Origin of the sequence: Companilactobacillus zhongbaensis, from assembly GCF_003946515.1 — a bacterium.
GTDB lineage: Bacteria > Bacillota > Bacilli > Lactobacillales > Lactobacillaceae > Companilactobacillus > Companilactobacillus zhongbaensis.
The window spans coordinates 1-19756 of sequence record NZ_RHOM01000014.1; the positions used below are offsets into that span (position 1 = coordinate 1).

Annotated in this window: 17 protein-coding genes, 3 tRNA genes and 2 riboswitches; of the genes, 15 read left to right on the plus strand and 5 right to left on the minus strand. The window is 39.0% G+C overall.

The annotated features are described in order from the left end of the window. The first annotated feature begins 1 nt into the window (after position 1). Positions 2–92 (plus strand) — tRNA-Ser (locus tag EKM69_RS07180). A gap of 96 nt (positions 93–188) precedes the next feature. On the opposite strand, the gene dapF is transcribed toward EKM69_RS07180, so the two are convergent. Together dapF and EKM69_RS07190 are read right to left on the minus strand one after the other, a co-directional pair. Beyond that, positions 189–1169, minus strand: coding sequence for a diaminopimelate epimerase (gene dapF / locus EKM69_RS07185; protein WP_125709621.1), 981 nt, complete (start codon positions 1167–1169; stop codon positions 189–191). 2 nt (positions 1170–1171) lie between these two features. Beyond that, entirely contained in the window at positions 1172–2545 is a 1374-nt protein-coding gene (locus EKM69_RS07190) for an aspartate kinase (protein WP_125709623.1), read from the minus strand. A 163-nt stretch (positions 2546–2708) separates the two neighbouring features. Next, positions 2709–2890, plus strand: a riboswitch (Lysine riboswitch). A gap of 104 nt (positions 2891–2994) precedes the next feature. Between EKM69_RS07190 and lysA the strand changes: the two genes are divergently transcribed. The 11 genes from lysA (at position 2995) to EKM69_RS07245 (ending at position 15869) form a co-directional block, all read left to right on the plus strand. After that, a complete protein-coding gene (lysA, locus tag EKM69_RS07195; protein ID WP_125709625.1) occupies positions 2995–4296 on the plus strand; it encodes a diaminopimelate decarboxylase in 1302 nt (433 codons plus the stop codon). 15 nt (positions 4297–4311) lie between these two features. Next, the gene (gene dapD, locus EKM69_RS07200; RefSeq protein WP_125709626.1) at positions 4312–5016 is read left to right on the plus strand and encodes a 2,3,4,5-tetrahydropyridine-2,6-dicarboxylate N-acetyltransferase; all 705 of its coding nucleotides are present in this window, start codon (positions 4312–4314) and stop codon (positions 5014–5016) included. A gap of 2 nt (positions 5017–5018) precedes the next feature. Beyond that, positions 5019–6167 (plus strand): N-acetyldiaminopimelate deacetylase, encoded by a 1149-nt coding sequence (locus tag EKM69_RS07205; protein ID WP_125709628.1) that lies wholly within the window; start codon positions 5019–5021, stop codon positions 6165–6167. 11 nt (positions 6168–6178) lie between these two features. Next, positions 6179–7066, plus strand: a complete 888-nt coding sequence (dapA, locus tag EKM69_RS07210) for a 4-hydroxy-tetrahydrodipicolinate synthase (protein ID WP_125709630.1) — start codon at positions 6179–6181, stop codon at positions 7064–7066. Further along, complete coding sequence (gene dapB, locus EKM69_RS07215; protein ID WP_125709632.1) at positions 7063–7839, plus strand: 4-hydroxy-tetrahydrodipicolinate reductase; 777 nt, start codon at positions 7063–7065, stop codon at positions 7837–7839. The genes dapA and dapB overlap by 4 nt, the downstream gene beginning before the upstream one ends. A gap of 17 nt (positions 7840–7856) precedes the next feature. Then, a complete protein-coding gene (locus EKM69_RS07220) occupies positions 7857–9056 on the plus strand; it encodes an aminotransferase class I/II-fold pyridoxal phosphate-dependent enzyme (protein WP_125709634.1) in 1200 nt (399 codons plus the stop codon). A gap of 17 nt (positions 9057–9073) precedes the next feature. Then, complete coding sequence (locus tag EKM69_RS07225; RefSeq protein ID WP_125709636.1) at positions 9074–10270, plus strand: aminotransferase class I/II-fold pyridoxal phosphate-dependent enzyme; 1197 nt, start codon at positions 9074–9076, stop codon at positions 10268–10270. A gap of 35 nt (positions 10271–10305) precedes the next feature. Further along, positions 10306–11493 carry an aminotransferase class I/II-fold pyridoxal phosphate-dependent enzyme gene (locus EKM69_RS07230; protein ID WP_125709639.1) on the plus strand — a complete coding sequence of 396 codons (1188 nt, stop codon included), beginning with the start codon at positions 10306–10308 and terminating at the stop codon, positions 11491–11493. A gap of 46 nt (positions 11494–11539) precedes the next feature. Beyond that, a complete protein-coding gene (locus tag EKM69_RS07235; RefSeq protein ID WP_125709641.1) occupies positions 11540–12604 on the plus strand; it encodes an aspartate-semialdehyde dehydrogenase in 1065 nt (354 codons plus the stop codon). 597 nt (positions 12605–13201) lie between these two features. Then, on the plus strand, positions 13202–13912 hold the full coding sequence (locus tag EKM69_RS07240) for a hypothetical protein (RefSeq protein WP_125709643.1): 711 nt from the start codon (positions 13202–13204) through the stop codon (positions 13910–13912). A gap of 157 nt (positions 13913–14069) precedes the next feature. Then, positions 14070–15869: a heavy metal translocating P-type ATPase gene (locus EKM69_RS07245; RefSeq protein ID WP_191988688.1), complete on the plus strand. Its 1800-nt coding sequence runs from the start codon at positions 14070–14072 to the stop codon at positions 15867–15869. Here the strand turns inward: EKM69_RS07245 and EKM69_RS07250 are convergent, their stop codons facing one another. Then, the gene (locus tag EKM69_RS07250; RefSeq protein ID WP_125709645.1) at positions 15870–16508 is read right to left on the minus strand and encodes a DNA-3-methyladenine glycosylase; all 639 of its coding nucleotides are present in this window, start codon (positions 16506–16508) and stop codon (positions 15870–15872) included. It lies immediately after the preceding gene. A 105-nt stretch (positions 16509–16613) separates the two neighbouring features. Between EKM69_RS07250 and EKM69_RS07255 the strand changes: the two genes are divergently transcribed. Continuing rightward, positions 16614–16685: transfer RNA gene (locus EKM69_RS07255), tRNA-Glu, on the plus strand. 6 nt (positions 16686–16691) lie between these two features. After that, positions 16692–16764: transfer RNA gene (locus EKM69_RS07260), tRNA-Val, on the plus strand. A gap of 117 nt (positions 16765–16881) precedes the next feature. Here EKM69_RS07260 and EKM69_RS07265 read toward each other — a convergent pair. Beyond that, positions 16882–17400 carry a hypothetical protein gene (locus EKM69_RS07265; protein ID WP_125709648.1) on the minus strand — a complete coding sequence of 173 codons (519 nt, stop codon included), beginning with the start codon at positions 17398–17400 and terminating at the stop codon, positions 16882–16884. Positions 17401–17704: 304 nt separating this feature from the next. Next, on the minus strand, positions 17705–18379 hold the full coding sequence (locus tag EKM69_RS07270; protein ID WP_125709650.1) for a hypothetical protein: 675 nt from the start codon (positions 18377–18379) through the stop codon (positions 17705–17707). Between the two features lie 91 nt (positions 18380–18470). Beyond that, a riboswitch (SMK box riboswitch) is annotated at positions 18471–18552 on the plus strand. Here EKM69_RS07270 and metK point away from each other — a divergent pair. Further along, entirely contained in the window at positions 18550–19755 is a 1206-nt protein-coding gene (gene metK, locus EKM69_RS07275; protein ID WP_125709651.1) for a methionine adenosyltransferase, read from the plus strand. Its footprint overlaps the riboswitch before it by 3 nt. Position 19756 lies beyond the last annotated feature (1 nt).

A 19756-nucleotide genomic window follows, 5' to 3' on the forward strand; every position in this document is an offset into this window, starting at 1 on the left:
TGGAGAATTGTCCGAGTGGCTGAAGGAGCATGATTGGAAATCATGTATACGGGTATTAACCTGTATCAAGGGTTCAAATCCCTTATTCTCCGTAAAGCAGGGAAGAAGAGATCACGAAAGTGGTCTCTTTTTTTGTGCTCTTTTTTGGGATATACAGGAACAAAAAAATCCCCTGAACAGGGGATTTTTTACTTATTTAATGAATATATAAAATCTTGATAAGAATCTTCTTCCTTAGTAGGTTTGATTTGGATATTTGAAAAATCTAAATTATGAAGATCATTTTCAGTTACTTCAATTTTATCTGTAAAAGTAGCATTACCGATCAAATGGATCTGGCTTTCTTCTTTAGTTTTTCCTAAGGTAACATGGGTCTTGACCATGCCCCCTGGATTATAAACTTCGATGTCTTTTGCTTGATCGAATTGATCTAGATGAAGTAAAGCAAAGGCTAATGTTGTAGCTGACATGCCGGTTCCACACGCATTAGTAAAGCCGACGCCTCTTTCATAAGTTTGAACGAAGAGTTGATTCTTTCCTCTGATCTCAGCAAAGCTGACATTTACGCCCTCTGGGAAGTATTCGTTAGGTGAGTTTAAGTATTTACCCAACTGACCCAAATCTTCTTCACTGATCTTGTCTACGAAACTGATCAAATGTGGATTAGGAACCGCAATGGAGGTAAATGTTTGCTTAGGTAAGAATTCAGGCACTTTTTCGTCGATCATTTCGTCCATGTTTTTATATGAAAAAGGTAAATCAGCTGCCTTAAAGGAAATAGGTGAAATCTCGACTGAAAAAGCCGGAACATTATTTGCTAGGTCAGTTGATTTTTTAACGTCCAAACTTGCTTCTAAAGTTTCTACTTCGAAATTTTCTTTATCAAATTTTTCTGATAAGTATCTGCTGACGGTTCTTAAACCATTTCCACACATTTTAGCTTCGCTTCCATCGGCATTGATGACACGCATTTGTCCGATGGCATTAGGGTCTTTAGCGTTATTAACTACTAAAACTCCATCAGCTCCATCTAAAATATCGTTCTTTGGATCGCAGATCGTTTGACCTAAGGCACTTAGTTCTTGATCATTCAATTGATTTTCTAACTTTGTTTGATCGAGAATGAAAAACTTATTCTCAGATCCATGTACTTTTAAAAGTTCAACCATGTTTAACCCTCGTCATCTTCGTTATTAAAAAAGGTATTGTAAATATGTCTGACAGCTTTGTCGGCATCTTTCATTCTAGTCCCGATCATGATGGAAATTCTGGATGCTCCTTGGTTGATCATGTGGATGGCAATATTGTGTTGTGTCAAGGAATCAATGATCTTACCCATTGTATCAACAGTATGAGCGATTCCTTCACCAACGACCATGATGATTGCGTAGTCGTCGATCCACTCCATGTAATCAGGATCTAGTGTTTCTTTAATATCGTTGCATAAATTCTTAATTGTTGTTTGTGATAATTTACTTCTATCAAAAATAATTGTCAAATTATCGATACCGGAAGGCATGTGTTCATAAGAAATATCGTATTTATAAAAAATCTTCAGTAGTTGTAATGTGAAACCAACTTCTTTATTTAGCAAATATCTGTGTAAATAAAGCGCTGAGAAACGTTTGGAACTAGCGATACCGGTGATCGGATTGGCTGGATTGAATAAAAATTGTTCAGGTACGATCAACGTTCCCGGTGCACTAGGATTGTTTGTGTTTTTAACATTGACAGGCACTTGTCCTTGAACTGCTGGGATAATGGCTTCATCCTGAAAGACTGAAAATCCAGCGTAGGAAAGCTCCCGCATTTCACGGTAGGACATTTTCTGAATAGCAGCGGGATTATCGACGACGTGATTATTAGCAACATAAATGGCATCCACGTCAGTAAAGTTCTCGTAAAGGTCTGCTTTAAAGCCACGACTTAAAATTGCTCCTGTGATGTCTGAGCCACCTCTGGAGAAAGTATAGATGGAACCATCTTCACTGTAACCAAAAAATCCGGGGAAGACGATTCGCTCATTGCCTAAGTCGAGTTTGCTGAGGTTTAAGTAAGTATCTTCCATCACATCAGCATTATTGGGTTCACCTTTCACTAAAAAGCCGGCATCCTTGGGATCAAGAAATTTAGTTGGGATATCTTGACTGTTCAAAACCGCAGCCAACAAAATGGCATTTAAATATTCTCCATGAGCTTTGAAAGCTGCCATGAGGTGATCGTCATCAGGATAATCATTTTTCACTAGTGCGGTTAATTTTTGCTTGATCGTTTCGATAGTATTATTTTTTAATTCGAAATAATCACTGATTTCTTGATAGCGGACAATGATGCTGTCGACGATATCTTGATAGTCTTCGTCATTTAAAACAGCATTAGCATATTTGATCAATAGATCGGTGACTTTAACGTCGCCGTCGAATCTTTTTCCGGGCGCCGAAGTTACGACGACTTTTCTATCTGAGTCGTCTTTGATAATGTTAACGACCTTATTAAACTGTTCACCAGTGGCGAGCGAACTGCCACCAAACTTTACTACTTTCACGTAAATCACCTCAAAATTAATTTGAAAAATTAATATGTTTTTAATAAAACTTTAGCAGTTTTACGGATGAAATCAAGCAAATCATTATAAAAGTTAGAAAAGAAGGTGAATTTGGTAAAATATACTTGACGAATTATTAGACTTGTTATAATCTTTAAATCAACAAATGAATAGAGGTTGCAACTGACATAAGTACGCAAGGGAGTTCCTGTATGAACTGAGAACTTGTTTAAAGGGGATGTTGCCGAAGCGCTAGGTTGTACGGAATCTAGTGTGCTGGGACGAGTTAATAAGAGGACTCGGACTGTCGTAGCAAAAATGTCGGCTACGGTGCGCTTACGACAATTATGATGCAGAATAAATTTTATGATTCTTGGATCTCTTTGTTTAAGCAGACAAAGGGATCTTTTTTTATCCCTTTATTTCAAAATGGAAGGTAGATTGGATATATGATCAGTAGTGAATTGAATTCAAGTAGTCAAGGACACTTGATCCTTGGAGGAGTCGATGCAGTTGAATTGGCTCACAAATATGGAACACCATTAGTAGTTTATGATGTGGAGGAGATTCGCAAAACTATCCAACAGTTCAAACAAAGTTTTGAAGCAAGTGGCTTAAAATATGAAATCAGTTACGCAAGTAAGGCTTTTGCCACAGTTGCCATGTATCAAGTATTAAAACAAGAAAATCTGCACACCGATGTTGTTTCCGGTGGGGAATTGTTTACCGCTTTAAAGGCTGGCTTTCCCGCTGATAAAATTAGTTTTCACGGAAACAATAAGTCGAAAGCAGAATTAGAAATGGCCGTTGATAATCATATCGGCGTTGTCATTATCGATAACTTTTTAGAAATTAAATTATTAAAAGAAGTTTTGGAAGAAAAACAACAATCGATCAACGTAATGTTACGTTTGACTCCTGGAATTTCAGCTCATACTCATAAATATGATCAAACCGGTCAAGTCGATAGTAAGTTTGGTTTTGATGTTGAGTCAGGGCAAGCTGATGAAGCTTTACAGCAAGTCTTATCGATCAAACAAATGAATTTGATCGGGATACACGCCCACATCGGCTCACAGATTTTTGGAGTTGAAGGATTTGAAATGCTAGCTAAAAAGATGGTTGAGATCTCACAAAACTGGCACGATAAATTTGATTTTGTTCCCGAGATCTTAAACTTGGGCGGAGGCTTCGGAATTAGTTATACTGACGAGGATGAACCGATCGGTGCCAATGTCTTCATCGATAAAATTATTTCTACTATAAAGGAACAAACTAAGGAAAAAGGATTACAGCTTCCTGAAGTTTGGATCGAGCCCGGTCGTTCGATTGTTGGACCTGCCGGCTTTAATTTATACACTGTTGGTTCTCGAAAAGATATTCCCGGATTACTTTCATACGTCAACGTTGACGGAGGAATGGGAGATAATATCCGACCAGCACTTTACCAAGCTAAATATGAGGCAGTCGTTGCCAACAAAATGAATGCTGCTATCGAAGAAGAAGATCATATCGCCGGTAAGTATTGTGAGTCCGGTGATATCTTGATCGATAAACAAGCACTACCAAAGGTCGAACCAGGGGATGTCATCGCAATGCTAGATACCGGAGCTTATGGTTATTCAATGGCATCAAATTACAATCGTAACCCTAGACCAGCCGTTGTCTTCGTCGAAAAAGGTAAGGACAAGTTAGTCGTTAAACGTGAAAGTTATGAAGATTTAGTTAGATTAGACGAAAGTTATATTTAATTTGGAGGAAACGACATGAGCAAAATGGAAGCACAAGAAATTATTAATTATATAGGTAATGCTGAAAAAATTACCCCAGTAAAAGTTTTTATTAAAGGAGATATTTCCAAATTAAGTATTCCCGAAGATGTGCAAGATTTTTCAACTAATTCATTTGGTATCTTGTTCGGAGATTACAAAGAAATCGAACCACTATTAAAAAATTCCGCAGTCGAAGATTACTACATTGAAACAGCTGCTCAAAATTCCGCCGTTCCTTTATTAGATATCAAACATATCAATGCCCGGATTGAACCAGGTGCCATCATTAGAGATCAAGTCGAGATCGGTGATAACGCAGTAGTTATGATGGGAGCAGTTATCAATATCGGTGCTGAGATCGGAAACGGAACGATGATCGACATGGGAGCCGTTTTAGGTGGCCGTGCGATCGTCGGTGAGAATTCTCATATTGGTGCCAATGCTGTTTTAGCCGGAGTTATTGAACCAGCTTCCGCTGATCCAGTTAGAATCGGAAATAACGTTACCGTTGGAGCTAACGCAGTTGTCCTTGAAGGAGTACAAGTTGGTGACAATGCCGTCGTTGGTGCCGGAGCCATCGTTACTAAAGATGTCGCTGCGAACGAAGTAGTTGCTGGTGTACCAGCTAAGGTGATTAAAGTCAAAGATCAAAAAACCACAGACAAGACCCACATTGAAGACACATTGAGGAAATTATAATTATGAGTTTATCGAATGAAGAATTGATCACGATCCGCCGTGATCTCCACAAGATCCCTGAATTAGCATTAAACGAGTTTAAGACCCACGAATACTTAAAAAACAAAATTGAGCAACTACCACAAGAACATCTAGAAGTTAAAGAATTTTCTGAATTACCAACAGCTTTGTTTGTTCATATCGAAGGTTCTCATCCTAAACGGACCATCGGTTATCGAGCAGATATGGATGCCTTACCAGTTACCGAGACTAACGATTTGTATTATCGTTCCGAAAATCCGGGAGTAATGCACGCCTGTGGACATGATCTCCACATGACAGTTGCTTTAGGTTTGATCAGTTACTTTGCTGAACATCAGCCAAATGATAACTTAGTCTTTTTCTTCCAACCAGCCGAAGAAGCTGAGAGTGGTGGCAAAAAGGCTTACGACTTAGGATTGTTTTCTGGAAAATACAAGCCGGATGAGTTTTATGGATTACACGATAATGCCGATTTAGGAACAGGCATTATCGGTTGTCGCAATGGCACACTCTTTGCCGGGACGACGGAAGTCAATGTTACGATCCACGGAATGAGTGGTCATGCCGCTTATCCTCATAAAGCTAACGATGCAGTTGTGATCGCAGCTAACTTCATCGACCAAGTCCAAACAATCATTTCTAGAAGTATCGATCCTGTCAAATGTGGTGTTATCACTTTTGGAAAATTAGAAGCAGGAACGATCAGAAATGTCATTGCAGGCAAGGCTCGAATCGAAGGTACTGTTAGAGGATTGACCCAAGACATGATCGAGTTCATTCGCCAAAGAATTCTCGACGTTGCCAAAGGCGTAGAGACTTCATTCAACTGTCATATCGATGTTGAATTTAATCAAGGCGGTTATTACCCAGTAGAAAACGATCCACAACTTACTAAGAACTTTATTGACTATATGGAAAAAGCCGATGGAGTGAAATTCCAAGAAACAGAACCAGCTATGACTGGTGAGGATTTTGGTTACTTACTATCCAAGTTCCCTGGAACAATGTTCTGGTTAGGAGTAGCTAGTCCTGGAGCACTCCACTCAGTCGACTTTTTGCCACATGAAGAAGCCATCATTGATGGTGTTAACGCAATTAAAGGATTTCTAAATTATCGTATGAGTATGTAAAGGAGAATATTATGTTTGAAAATGTAGATTTAATGACAGCAATTATTACTCCGTTTAATGACGAAGGAACAGAAATTAATTATGATGCACTCGAAAATTTAACTAATCACTTATTGGAAACTGGTACTAAGGGATTTGTTATTGGTGGAACAACTGGCGAAACGCCAACTCTTTCGGAAGAAGAAAAGCTGACTTTATACAGTCGTTTTGCTCAAATTGTCGACGGACGTGCACCAATTATTGCAGGTGCCGGTAGCAATAATACTCAAGGAACGATTGATTTTGTTGAAAAATTATCTAATATTGATGGTATAGATATGGCTTTAGTCGTCGTACCTTATTACAACAAGCCAAACCAAAGAGGGATGAAGGCTCACTTCGAAGCTGTTGCCGATGCATCACCAATTCCAGTGGTTATTTATAACATTCCTGGAAGAACCGGTGTCTTGATGCAAAAGGAAACGGTAGTTGAATTGTCACACTATCCTAATATTGGTGGCATCAAGCAATGTAATACTATGGAAGATCTCCAATACATTGTTGATAATACGGATGACGATTTTCTCGTTTACAGTGGTGAAGATGCTCAAGCATTATTTGCTAAGACGATTGGTGCTAACGGTGTTATCTCAGTTGCTGCTCACGTATACGGTGCTAAGATGTCAGAAATGTACGCTAAGTTAGATGCTGGTGATTATCAAGCAGCCGGTCAACTACAAAGATTTTTGACACCTAAGATGGCTGCCTTATTCATGTTCCCGTCACCATCACCAGTCAAGGCTGTGTTGAACGATCAAGGATACAACGTTGGTACTTGCCGTTTGCCTATCTTGCCATTGAATGCCGAAGAAAAGCAAAAGCTATATGATGTTTTAGATTTAGAGGAGGCAAAGTCGTGATAAAAGCTATTGTTTCAGGATTTACAGGATCTATGGGTCAAAAAGTTTTGGCCATGATCAACGGGGAGAATGACCTACAATTAGTTGGAGCGTTTAACCCAGTTGTTCAAAGTACCGACCCCAAAGATTTTGGATTGGATGATTCCGTGAAAGTCTTCAATGATCTTTCACAAATCGATATCTCAGCTGATATTTGGATCGATTTCAGTATCCCATCAGCAGTCTTCGAAAATACTAAGTTTGCAATCGAACACGGTATTCGCCCAGTGATCGGAACGAGTGGTATGAGTGAAGAACAAATTGCTGAATTAAAATCATTAGCCGATAGCAAAAAAGTTGGTGGCATTATTGCCTCCAACTTTGGAGTTTCCGCTGTTTTGATGATGAAATTTGCTCAGACAGCTGCTAAGTATTTTGATCATTCTGAGATCATGGAATATCACCACGAGGATAAACTTGACGCACCTTCCGGTACGGCTATGAACACCGCTAAGTTGATCTACGATGTTCAGGGCAAAGATCAAGAAAATAATCCTCAAGAATCCGACAAAATCGGCGCTCGAGGTGGCGATTATCACGGCATTAAGATTCATGCCGTTCGCTTACCAGGATTTGTGGCCGATGAAGAAGTAATTTTTGGAGGACCTGGCGAAACACTCACAATTAAACAAAGCACGACCGACCGTGCTTCCTTCATGAAGGGAGTTCGTCTGGCCATAACAGAAGTCATGAAGCGTGACGAACTGATCATTGGCTTAGAAAAAATTATTTAATAAGCGGGTGAAGCCAAATGCCAGAATTAGCAAAGAGTTTACAAAATGTTGAGAATAAATATTTAAAGACCATTGGAAATAATAAGATCAGACTTTTTAATCAGGAGTTTTCTAAATATCCAGGAACGATCAAATTAGTCGTTGGTGAACCAGATTTCAATACTCCCGAGCACGTCAAACAAGCTGCCATCAAGAGTATTGAGGAAAACTATTCGCATTATTCACCACAAAAAGGTTTCGATGGGTTGTTGAAAGCCATCAGTAATTACTTAGATTCTCGATACGATTTGAAATATGATCCTGAATCGGAAATCATCGTTACCGTTGGTGCGACTGAAGCAATTTATGTTTCGGTAGCTTCGATCATTAACACCGGAGACAAGGTGATCATTCCGACACCAGCATTTTCTTTTTATGCTTCGACTGTAAAAGCCTTAGGTGGTATTCCAGTTGAAGTGGATGTGTCTGACAATGGCTTTAAATTAAGTAGCAAAAAGTTACGAGAAGTTATTGATCAAGAAGGGGATTCAGTTAAAGCTATCATTTTGAATTTCCCTAGCAATCCTACTGGCGTGGCTTACAATGAGTCAGAAATCGAAGAATTAGCTAAAGTAGTTAAAGATAAAAGCATTTTTGTCATTTGTGATGAGATTTATAGCGAGTTAGTTTATGACGTTAAACACGTTTCATTCGCTAACGTTTTGCCAGAACAAACTATTTTGATCAATGGTGTTTCAAAATCTCATTCAATGACCGGCTATCGGATCGGCTACATCGCGGCACCAAAAGAATTTGTGGCTGAAGCGGATAAATTGCATGCCTTTACTACCACAGCTGCATCAAATCCAGCTCAATTTGGGGCTCAAGAAGCCTTAGAAAATGGGCTCGATGATCCGATCGAGACCCGAAAAGTTTACAAAGAACGTCGTGATTATTTAGTTAAAGAATTAAATGAAATTGGTTATAAAACTTTGAATCCACAAGGAGCCTTTTATGTGTTCCCAAAGATTCCGGAAGAGTTTGATTTAGATTCAGAAAGCTTTGCAAGAAAGCTAGCTAAAGATGCCCGTGTTGGAGTTATTCCTGGTAGCATCTTTGGTAAGGGTGGAGACAAGTACTTTAGAATTTCGTATGCCGTTCCACTTGATGAGTTGAAAGAAGCTGTTAGTCGGATCAAGAAGTTTACTGAAGACTTCAAATCTGAACTAGCAAAATAAATATAGGGGTGAAAGTAATGCCAGAGTTATCAAAGAGTGTTGCAAATATTGAGAATAATTTAGTAAAACCAATTGGGGATGACAAGATCTTAATGTTCAATTCCGATATCGCCGGGATTCCCGGTATCGTTAAATTGACCTTAGGTGAGCCAGATTTTAATGTTCCAGATCACGTTAAAGATGCTGCTATCAATAGTATCAAGGACAATCAGTCACACTATACTCCACAAAAGGGTATTCCTGGATTGCGTAAGGCTATCAGTGACTATTTGCAAAAAGACTACAATGTCAAATATGATCCTGAAACGGAAGTAATCGTAACAATCGGTGCTACCGAAGCAATTTATACCTCACTTTATACGATCATTAATCCTGGAGACAAGATCTTGATCCCAACACCAGCTTTTTCAATTTACATGGATGATGTTAAGATCCTCGGTGGCCAACCAGTCGAAATCGATACTTCAGATGACGATTTCAAGTTAACACCTGAAAAATTGCAAAAAGTTTTAGCCAATGAAGGAAAAGGTGCTAAAGCTTTGATCATCAACTACCCATGTAACCCAACCGGTGTTGTTTACACTAAAGAAGAAGTTACCGCTTTAGCTGACGTGATCCGTGATACACCATTATTGGTAATTTCCGACGAAATTTATAGCCAATTAGTTTATGGTGAAACACACACATCATTTGCCAGCGTCTTACCAGGACAAACAATCTTGATCAATGGTTTGTCGAAGTCACACGCCATGACAGGATACCGGATCGGTTATATTGCTGCCCCTAAAGGCTTTGTTGATGAAGCAGCTAAGGTACACTCATTTACCGTAACTTGTCCTTCAAACCCCGCTCAATTTGCCGCTCAAGAAGCTCTTGCTAACGGATTAGATGATCCAATCGAAATGCGTAAAGTTTACAAAGAACGTCGTGACTACATCGTTAAAGAATTGAACGACTTAGGCTATGAAACAGTGGAGCCAGATGGCGCTTTCTACGTCTTCCCTAAGATCCCAGCTAAATTCAACCTTTCATCAGATACCTTCTGCCGTCGTTTAGCTAAAGAAGCTTTAGTCGGAGTAGTTCCTGGTGATGCCTTCGGTGATGCCGGAGAAGGATATTTCAGAATTTCATATGCCACTTCAATGGATAACATTAAAGAAGGTATCAAACGTCTCGCTAAATTTACTGAAACACTCGCTGAAAAAGTTAACTAAAAAATTTTTTAAATATCAATTAGGAGATAAAATTAATGCCAAAGTTAGACCCGACTGTTAAAAATGTAGTAAATGAAACTCTTGCTCCAATGGGAATTTCTCAAATTAGATATTTTGCTCAAAAGTTTTCTAAAATTCCTGGCTTGATCAAATTGACTTTAGGTGAACCAGATTTCAACGTTCCCGAACACGTTAAACAAGCCGCAATCAAGAGTATCGAAGAAAACGACTCACATTATTCAGAACAAAGAGGAACACTTAGCCTGCGTAAAGCTATTTCTGGATATTTAGACAAACGTTACGACGTTCATTATGATCCTGAAACAGAAGTTATCGTAACTATTGGTGGGACGGAAGCCATTTTTGTATCTTTGGCAGCTATTATTAATCCTGGAGATAAAGTCATTGTTCCTACACCAACTTTTGCGCTTTATCTTCCAATCATCAAAGTACTTGGTGGGATCCCCGTTCAAGTTGATACCACACCTGATGGTTTCCGCTTAACTGGCAAGAAACTTCAAGAAGTTATCGACCGCGAAGGGGCCGACAAGGTCAAAGCAATGATCTTAAACTTCCCTGGAAACCCAACAGGATTCGAGTACAGTAAAGAACAACTTGAAGAAATTGTTGATGTTATCAAAGACAAATCAATGTATATTCTGACAGATGAAATTTATGCTGAATTAACTTATGGTGCAAAACATACTTCAATGACACAATTACTACCTGAAAAAACAATTTTAGTTAATGGTTTGTCAAAATCACACGCTATGACAGGATACCGGATCGGTTACGTTGCTGCACCAGCTGAGTTCGTAGAAAACGCCGGAAAGATGCACGCCTACACCGTAACTTGTCCATCAAATCCAGCCCAATATGCCGCTGAAGAAGCTTTGACTAACGGTATCGATGATCCTAAAGAAATGCGTGACATTTACAAGGAACGTCGTGACTACATTGTCGACCAATTAAATGATATTGGCTATAAGACATTAATGCCTGAGGGTGCTTTCTACACATTCTCTGAGATCCCTGCAGAATTTGGCTTGAGTTCAGTTGAATTTGCTGAAAAATTAGCTGAAGAAGGCAAAGTTGGTGTTACACCAGGTGTTGCCTTTGGTGAAGGCGGAGAAGGTCACTTCAGAATGTCTTATGCATCATCGATGGAAGACATCAAAGAAGCCATGAAACGCTTAAGAGAGTTCACTGAAAAATTAAAATAATCTATTAAAGACGAAATAAGATAATAAATACGAAGGAATGAAAATTATGAGTGAAGGTTTTGAGGTCGCAATTTTGGGTGCCACAGGTGCTGTTGGTACTCGTTTGATTCAACAATTGGAACAATCAACGATTCCCGTGTCAAAGGTCAGACTTTTGGCATCAAGTCGTTCAGCAGGTAAGACGTTACAATTTAAAGGACAAGACGTAACAGTTGAAGAAGCAAAGCCAGAATCATTTGATGGCGTGGACATCGTTTTGGCATCAGCTGGTGGTGGCGTTTCAAAGAAATTGTTGCCAGAAGCTGTCAAGCGTGGAGCCGTTTGTGTTGATAACACTAGTGCTTTTAGAATGGAACCAGATGTTCCTTTAGTAGTTCCAGAAGTTAACGAAAAAGCTTTGTATGATCATCACGGGATCATTGCAAATCCTAACTGTTCAACAATCCAAATGATGGTAGCCTTGGAACCAATTCGTCGTGAATTCGGTTTGAAGCAAATCATCGTTTCAACTTATCAAGCCGCTTCTGGTGCTGGTCAATCAGCCTTGAACGAATTGAAACAAGAAGCCCAAGACTTTCTCGATGGAAAAGAAATGAAGGCTGAAATCCTACCTACAAAAGGTGATAAAAAGCATTATCCATTAGCATTCAATTTACTACCACAAATTGATGTTTTGGAAGATAACTTGTATTCACACGAAGAGTGGAAGATGATCCACGAAACTAAGAAGATCATGTTAGGCGACATGGATGCCCCTGACATCAAGGTCACAGCTACTTGTGTTCGTGTTCCTGTTCCAATTAGTCACGGTGAATCAATTTGGATCGATACTGTCGACCATGACAAGGCTTCAGTTGAAAAGATCCGTGAAGCAATTAGTAATTTCCCTGGTGCTGTTTTGGAAGATGATCCAGAACACCAAGTTTATCCACAACCATTGAATGCTACTGGCAAGCGTGAGACTTTTGTTGGCCGTATTCGTCCTGATTTGGAAAATGATGGGGCATTTAACCTTTGGGTTGTTTCTGATAATTTGCTTAAGGGTGCTGCTTGGAATACTGTTCAGATTGCTGAGAGATTGGTTGCTGATGATTTGGTTCGTGTTCCTTAGATTTTGATTTTGTTTATTTTAGATCTAGCTTAGTGCTAGGTCTTTTTTTGTTGTTTGATTTTGGTGTGTGGTTCACTGCCGGTTCAGCGGGGGATTCCGGAAATTTCGCTGTGGAACGGTGTGGGCGTCGATTGAAGCTCACCGAAGGAGACCACTTCGGCGATCTCCAATACGAGCCTTGTTGTAAGCGATGAATCGCTAACAACAATTTCACACCTGACAGCGAATTTCCTCCATCCCCCGCTGAACCTAGGTTGGTGAACAAAACTTCTTTTTTGTGGGATACGGTACTTAGTTTTATATGCTTGGACTGCTGCGATTTTAGTTGTAGTGTTTAGTCTTGTTGGAGTCTTGAGATCTTTGCTTGTTGTGTTTATCTTTTAAATTTTTCCTTCTCGCTTCATCGGTTGGTAGTTTGATTTCCTTGGCGTTTGGGGGCTCGCTGCTTCGCATCTCGCGTTTTTTTCTTTTTTTTACTGTTAGCTAAACTTGCCGCACCTTTTTAGACTATTCCGTTAATCCTCAGCAGCTGACTGCCTCGCTACGCTCTCTGTGTTTTGTTATACTGTTCTTATTAATTAAATCGAGGGATGTTTTATGAGTAATTCTGATTATTTTAAGATTGATGAAGTTGATGATATTAGTTCTGATCTTGTTATGGATCCTTATATGGCTATGGATTTGGAGTTTACTTTTGGGGTTATGGATTCGGCTGAGAATTTTGAGCGTTTTAAGAAGCAGTATGATTTGATTGATGATCGTCGGTTTAAGAATATGATTTCTGATTCTACTACTGTTGAGATGTCTTCTTTGGGGATGGATCATTGGTTTGATGATTATATGATTACTTTTAAGGACCAATTTACTTTGGACAATTTTAAGGTTAATGTTTCTCAGGTTTTGCAGTCTCCTTATGACGATGCTACTAAATTAGTGGGTCAGCAGTTGATGGTGGCTATTGTTGAAGGGTTGCCTAATGCAGGGCATGATGATTATTTGAAGACTAAGAGTGGTATGGCTGACCAGTCTTTGCAAAAAGTTTATCGGGTCAATGGTGTTGGTACGGTTGGTTTTAACTTTAGTGACGAAGATATTGCTTTTAAAGTGGCTGAGACGTTATTTAAGAAAGCTAGCGTTAAGTTGAATGAGATGGACCCTAAGATGAAATTAAAGCCTGAGATGCTTTATGATTATCCATCACACATTATTACTTACGAACTAAATGGCAATGGTGATTATCAAGCAGTTATGCCAATCAAACGATTGACACCGATCAAAGATCCTTCAGAAATCAAAAGTTGGAAATAAAAGTATCCTAGGTAAAGTGTTTGTGCTTTACTTAGGATATTTTTTTTACTATTATGCTTAAAAAACATTGCTATATAAGAATTGCCAAAATATTCACATTATCTGTTTATTATCAAAAAATATATGCTAATCTAAAGATGAAGAGGGGATGATGAGTATGAATTCTGATAAGGTGAAATTATACGGAACTTTATCGATTGGTATTGTTGCCTTTATTTTAGAGTTTGGGTTCAAGCAAGCCTTTATTGCTCATATGTTTATTAGTGTTTTAGGGATGGCTTTAGCTGCGGTCATGTTTGTCGATATGATCAAAGTATTGAAGTCGGGCGATTTTGGTGTTGATTTGTTAGCCATTACGGCTATTGTGGCAACTATTTTACTTGGTGAATTTTGGGCCGGGTGGATTGTCTTATTAATGCTGACTGGTGGCGATACGCTTGAAGAATATGCTGCTAACAAAGCTAAGAGTGAACTAAAGTCTCTTTTGGATAACTCACCGTCGACCGCTCACTTAATTGTTGATGGCGATGTTAAAGAAATTGATATTGATGACGTTAGAGTTGGCGATGAATTACTCATCAGACCGAAAGAACAAGTCCCAGTTGATGGACAAGTTTTTGAAGGTGCATCGAATGTTGATGAATCTTCCTTAACGGGTGAATCAATGCCAGTTGATATTTCGGCTGGTTCAAACGTAATGTCTGGTTCGATCAATAGTGAAACTCCTTTTAAGATCAAAGCAACTAAAGTGGCTGCTGAAAGTGAGTATCAAGCCATCGTGAAATTGGTCAAGGAATCGGAAACTCATCCGGCACATTTCGTTCGTTTAGCTGACCGTTATGCAGTTCCTTTTACTTTGATTGCCTACATCATTGCAGGGGTAGCTTGGTATGTTTCCAAGGATCCCATTCGGATCGCCCAAGTATTAGTGGTTGCTTCACCTTGTCCATTGATTTTGGCGGCACCGATTGCCTTTGTTTCAGGAATGAGTCGGAGTAGTAGAAATGGCATTATCGTAAAATCAGGAACGGCTATGGAAAAAATTTCTTCAGCTAAAACGATGGCTTTTGATAAAACAGGAACTATAACTCGTGGGAAATTAGTTGTTTCAGACGTTAAAGTTGCCAAAGACTTCGATGAAAAAACTGTTTTTGCCTATGCTGCAGCCGTGGAACAAAACTCTTCGCACGTTATGGCACAAACTATTGTGGAGTACGCCCAAAATAGAAATATCAAGTTGCCACAAGTTAAAGAGGTTAAAGAATTCACGGCTCAAGGGATCGTCGGAGTGATCGATGGTCATTACGTCAAAGTCGGAAATCCAGAATTTGTTACTAAAGATGACGTTATCAAATTAGATGGGTCGACAGTTTACGTGTCGATCGATGAAAAATTTGCGGCGGTTTATTCCTTGGTAGATGAGATCAGACCCGAAGCTAAGAGTACGATTGAACGATTGAAGACACTCGGCTTCAAGAATATTTTAATGATCACTGGTGACAAAAAAGAGGCAACCGAAAAAGTTGCCTCTAAAGTGGGGATCACTAAAGCTTATCCTTCAAGTTTGCCTGCCGATAAAGTGAAGATCATTCAAAATATGCCAAAAGAGTACCATCCAACCATCATGGTCGGAGACGGTGTAAATGACGCCCCAGCATTAGCGTTAGCCGATGTTGGTATTGCGATGGGATACAAGGGCGCAAACGCTGCTAGTGAGTCGGCTGATGCCGTTGTTTTAAAAGATGACCTCAGCAAAGTAGGGGACGTTGCCAAAATATCCGATGATACTTTGAAAGTGGCTAAACAAGCTGTCTTGATCGGTATTTTTATTTGTATCGCCTTGATGCTTATCGCAGCATTCGGCTTGATCCCAACGATCATTGGAGCACTGCTTCAAGAAGTAGTCGATACCGTAACTATTTTGTACGCATTACGTGCTAAAAGTGATCGACTGTGATCATTGCCAGCCGAAAGTATCGAGATCCATATCACGTTTATACATTTTTGAAACGTATGGATTACCTTCAACAATAAAACGCATTTTCTTATCAGTCCATTCACCTTTATTAGGGACGCCAACCCGTGGTGTTTCCAAAATATTCTTAGGTGTTTTGGACTTTTTTAGTTCAAAGGTAAAATTATCTGAATTGAGCATCGTCCCGGACAGTTCTTTGTCGGTGATGCCAAAAGCTCTGATCCACTTAGCAGGACCGTTAGTAGTATCGAATCCAGTTTTCTTGCGATTTTCTTCCATGATCTCTTGTCCAGTAATTGGTTGAACACCACGGATCAAAATACCGTTAGGAAGTCCTTTTTCTTGGACACTAATATCCATATCGAGCCAGCTGTGGATCGAATAAATATAAATTGTCCCACCTTGTTGATAGAGTGGATCGTTAGCATCAGAGTGCCGACCACCATAACTGTGAGCAGCCATATCATCTGGTCCTAAATAAGCCTCTGTTTCAACAATAACTCCGGAAAGAGTTCCTTGATCTGACTGGTAAGTCAAGACATGTCCCAGCATTTCTTTAGCCGTGTCGATGGTAGATTTAGATTGGAAAAAATGATTAGTTTCTGTAACAATATCCCTCAAATTAAGCACCTCAAAAAAAATTTAAAATAAATTGCAAAAATTGCTTGCCTTACTTTATGTTCTTAATATATAATACTCTTTGTGCTTACGAAAGAAAGCAAAAATGACCCCTTGGTCAAGTGGTTAAGACACCGCCCTTTCACGGCGGTAACATGGGTTCAAATCCCGTAGGGGTCACTATTTGGAGGATTAGCTCAGCTGGGAGAGCATCTGCCTTACAAGCAGGAGGTCACAGGTTCGATCCCTGTATCCTCCACTAAATAGATATAACAAAGAATCGAATCTCAATGTGAGGTTCGATTTTTTTGTGTCTAGAAATTTAAAAGTCTGAATGTGATTTTGACATTCAGACAAGTTGTTGAGTGATTGAAAACTATTTAGTATAGTGAACGGCGATTAAGTTGATCCATTCGTCCTTAGAAATCCTGATAATAATATGATGTGCATCGATGAATTTGATTTTGTCAAAGTACCAGACTGAATTAGGTGCAAGCATTCTTCTGTGGAGAGGGTTGCCATTTTCATCAACAATTTCGTCCCATCCTTCTGGGCCAATAGTCCCTTTGTTAAATTGACTGTAAGTTAAATTAACGTCTTTAGCATTTACATATTCGTCTCTGGAAACGCGATAGTAAATATTGTTGTCGATCTCAAAGTATCGATCAGCAAACCAACCAGTTCCTTTGCCAAGTGACCGAGAAACGGGTTTTGCAAAGACATCATAAAGCTGTGCATCTTTGTCTTTGACAGTTACTGTGTCAGCGATTTCCACTAATCCCCAAATATCAACATCAGGGTTAGTAACTGACTTTGCGGTATTAAGTGATAGGGCAGGTGTAAAACTCAAGAGTACGGTTAAAACAAGTAAAGAATTGCTCCATAATCGTTTCATGCTATTTCTTCCTCTCTTATCAGTTGATGATTAAAAAATACCAAATAGTTGCTCTAATTCAAAGTGAAAAGGGAGACCAGAAATAACGTTTGAAAAACACATAATTCAGCTGTGACGTAGTCATTTTGAATGATTTATATTTTTTCGGTGTTCACGGTGCTAATAACAATAACCATAAATGTAATCTAAATAATGCCTATTATTTTATCTGTTAAATTTCATATTGAATTAAAATAAGTAATCGATAATTCATTGAAGAATATTTGCGATAAAAAAAGCCGATAACCAACCGGCTTTCGACTTTTTAAACGACGACTAGTAAATTACCAACGAATCGGTAAATGACATTCGTAGTCGCAAATTTATTGAATATTTTTAATAATACGGTGATCAACATGTAGGCGATAATTGCTATCGAAGAGTAAATGTTGAGGTAATTTAGTAAGAATAAAACTACAGTAGCAATCGCTACGGCAATTATTTGCACGTAAGAAGTAACTTCGCCATCGAAGTAAGTGATCATGACTGCTGTGATGTTGATCAAGAGCAGGGGAACAACGAATTTGATGGAAATAAAGTGTGCATAATAAAATAATATGGCGATCGAGATGAAGCTAGGGACGACAAAGTCTTTGATCAAAACAGAAATGATGTAATATTTCGGCGGAATCGACTTAGGGATGAACAAGAAGCAAACTTGTGCAAATATTAAGATCATCACGAAAATATTCATCGACTTGAATCCGAAAATACAGAGGATCAAAAAGACGGCCGAATACAAAATGCTAAAAAATTGATTAGGTTTCATTGGAAGCATAAATTCTTTATAAATTGCCACCATTGCTACCATTGATAACAAATAATAATTGATCGGTGAGCTCGGCAAATTGTGCGTCCAAATGAAAGAAATGGCGAAAACGTGGAAGCTGAGTAGCTCGATCAAAGCTTTGATCAAGTTTTTGGTTCTAGTACGGTCCATGAGTTACTCCTTTACATATGAACTAATAGTAAGTTACCGAATTGAAATCGTCAATTTAAAAATGTTATGAAAATATCGATTTTTTGTGGTAGTCTATTAAAAGGTTCCTGATGGGATCCTTTTGTGTTTCACAAAGGAGAGGCCCTGTAACCGAAAGGTGGAAAATTATAATGTCAAAGAATTACTTATTTACTTCCGAATCTGTTTCAGAAGGACATCCAGATAAAATAGCTGATCAAATCAGTGATGCAATTTTGGATGCACTTCTTAAGCAAGATAAGGATGCACGTGTTGCCTGTGAGACAACCGTTACTACTGGATTGGTGCTCGTTGTAGGTGAAATTTCAACTTCAGCCTATGTCGATATCCAAAGCGTCGTCCGTAATACGATCAAGGAAATCGGTTATGATGGCCAAAATCCAGGTTTTGATGGTGGAAGTTGTGCCGTGCTAGTTGCATTGGACGAACAATCACCTGATATTGCGCAAGGTGTCGATGATGCCTTAGAGAAGAGAGAAAAGGCTGCTGACGTTGATCCATTGGACCAAATCGGTGCTGGAGATCAAGGCTTTGTTTTCGGTTTCGCAACTGATGAAACTAAAGAATTCATGCCACTACCGATCTCACTTGCTCACAAATTGATGCGCAAGACTGCTGAAGTACGTAAGAACGGAACAATCGATTACTTGATGCCAGATGCAAAGACACAAGTAACTGTAGAATACGATGAAAATGATAAACCAGTTCGTATCGACACGATCGTTTTGAGTACTCAACACAAAGAAGAAGCAACACTTGACCAAATCAAACAAGATATCAAAAAATATGTTATCGATGAAGTAGTTCCATCCAACATGATTGATGATAAGACTAAATATTTGATCAACCCAACTGGTCGCTTCGTAATTGGTGGACCAGAAGGAGATTCAGGCTTAACTGGTAGAAAAGTTATCGTCGACACATACGGCGGTTTTGCTCGCCACGGTGGTGGTGCCTTTTCTGGTAAGGACGCAACTAAGGTTGACCGTTCAGCTAGTTACGCTGCTAGATACATTGCTAAGAACTTAGTAGCAGCTGGTATTGCTAAGAAAATTGAAATTCAAATTGCTTATGCTATCGGTGTTGCTCGTCCAGTATCGATCCACGTTGATACTTTTGGTACGAGCGATTATACAGAAGAACAAATTGTTGATTGCATCAACAAGAACTTTGATTTGAGACCATTAGGTATCATTCAAATGTTAGATCTTCAAAGACCAATTTATAAACAAACAGCGGCTTATGGCCACTTTGGACGTACAGATATTGATTTACCTTGGGAACAATTAGATAAGGTCGACGCAATTAAAGACACTTTATCAAAGGTCAAGGATTAAT

Excerpts from the sequence above, each read along its gene's own strand:
- dapF (WP_125709621.1), bottom strand. The coding sequence starts at position 1,169 with ATGGTTGAACTTTTAAAAGTACATGGATCTGAGAATAAGTTTTTCATT.
- lysA (WP_125709625.1), top strand. The coding sequence starts at position 2,995 with ATGATCAGTAGTGAATTGAATTCAAGTAGTCAAGGACACTTGATCCTT.
- dapD (WP_125709626.1), top strand. The coding sequence starts at position 4,312 with ATGAGCAAAATGGAAGCACAAGAAATTATTAATTATATAGGTAATGCT.
- EKM69_RS07205 (WP_125709628.1), top strand. The coding sequence starts at position 5,019 with ATGAGTTTATCGAATGAAGAATTGATCACGATCCGCCGTGATCTCCAC.
- dapA (WP_125709630.1), top strand. The coding sequence starts at position 6,179 with ATGTTTGAAAATGTAGATTTAATGACAGCAATTATTACTCCGTTTAAT.
- EKM69_RS07220 (WP_125709634.1), top strand. The coding sequence starts at position 7,857 with ATGCCAGAATTAGCAAAGAGTTTACAAAATGTTGAGAATAAATATTTA.
- EKM69_RS07225 (WP_125709636.1), top strand. The coding sequence starts at position 9,074 with ATGCCAGAGTTATCAAAGAGTGTTGCAAATATTGAGAATAATTTAGTA.
- EKM69_RS07230 (WP_125709639.1), top strand. The coding sequence starts at position 10,306 with ATGCCAAAGTTAGACCCGACTGTTAAAAATGTAGTAAATGAAACTCTT.
- EKM69_RS07235 (WP_125709641.1), top strand. The coding sequence starts at position 11,540 with ATGAGTGAAGGTTTTGAGGTCGCAATTTTGGGTGCCACAGGTGCTGTT.
- EKM69_RS07240 (WP_125709643.1), top strand. The coding sequence starts at position 13,202 with ATGAGTAATTCTGATTATTTTAAGATTGATGAAGTTGATGATATTAGT.
- EKM69_RS07245 (WP_191988688.1), top strand. The coding sequence starts at position 14,070 with ATGAATTCTGATAAGGTGAAATTATACGGAACTTTATCGATTGGTATT.
- EKM69_RS07265 (WP_125709648.1), bottom strand. The coding sequence starts at position 17,400 with ATGAAACGATTATGGAGCAATTCTTTACTTGTTTTAACCGTACTCTTG.
- EKM69_RS07270 (WP_125709650.1), bottom strand. The coding sequence starts at position 18,379 with ATGGACCGTACTAGAACCAAAAACTTGATCAAAGCTTTGATCGAGCTA.
- metK (WP_125709651.1), top strand. The coding sequence starts at position 18,550 with ATGTCAAAGAATTACTTATTTACTTCCGAATCTGTTTCAGAAGGACAT.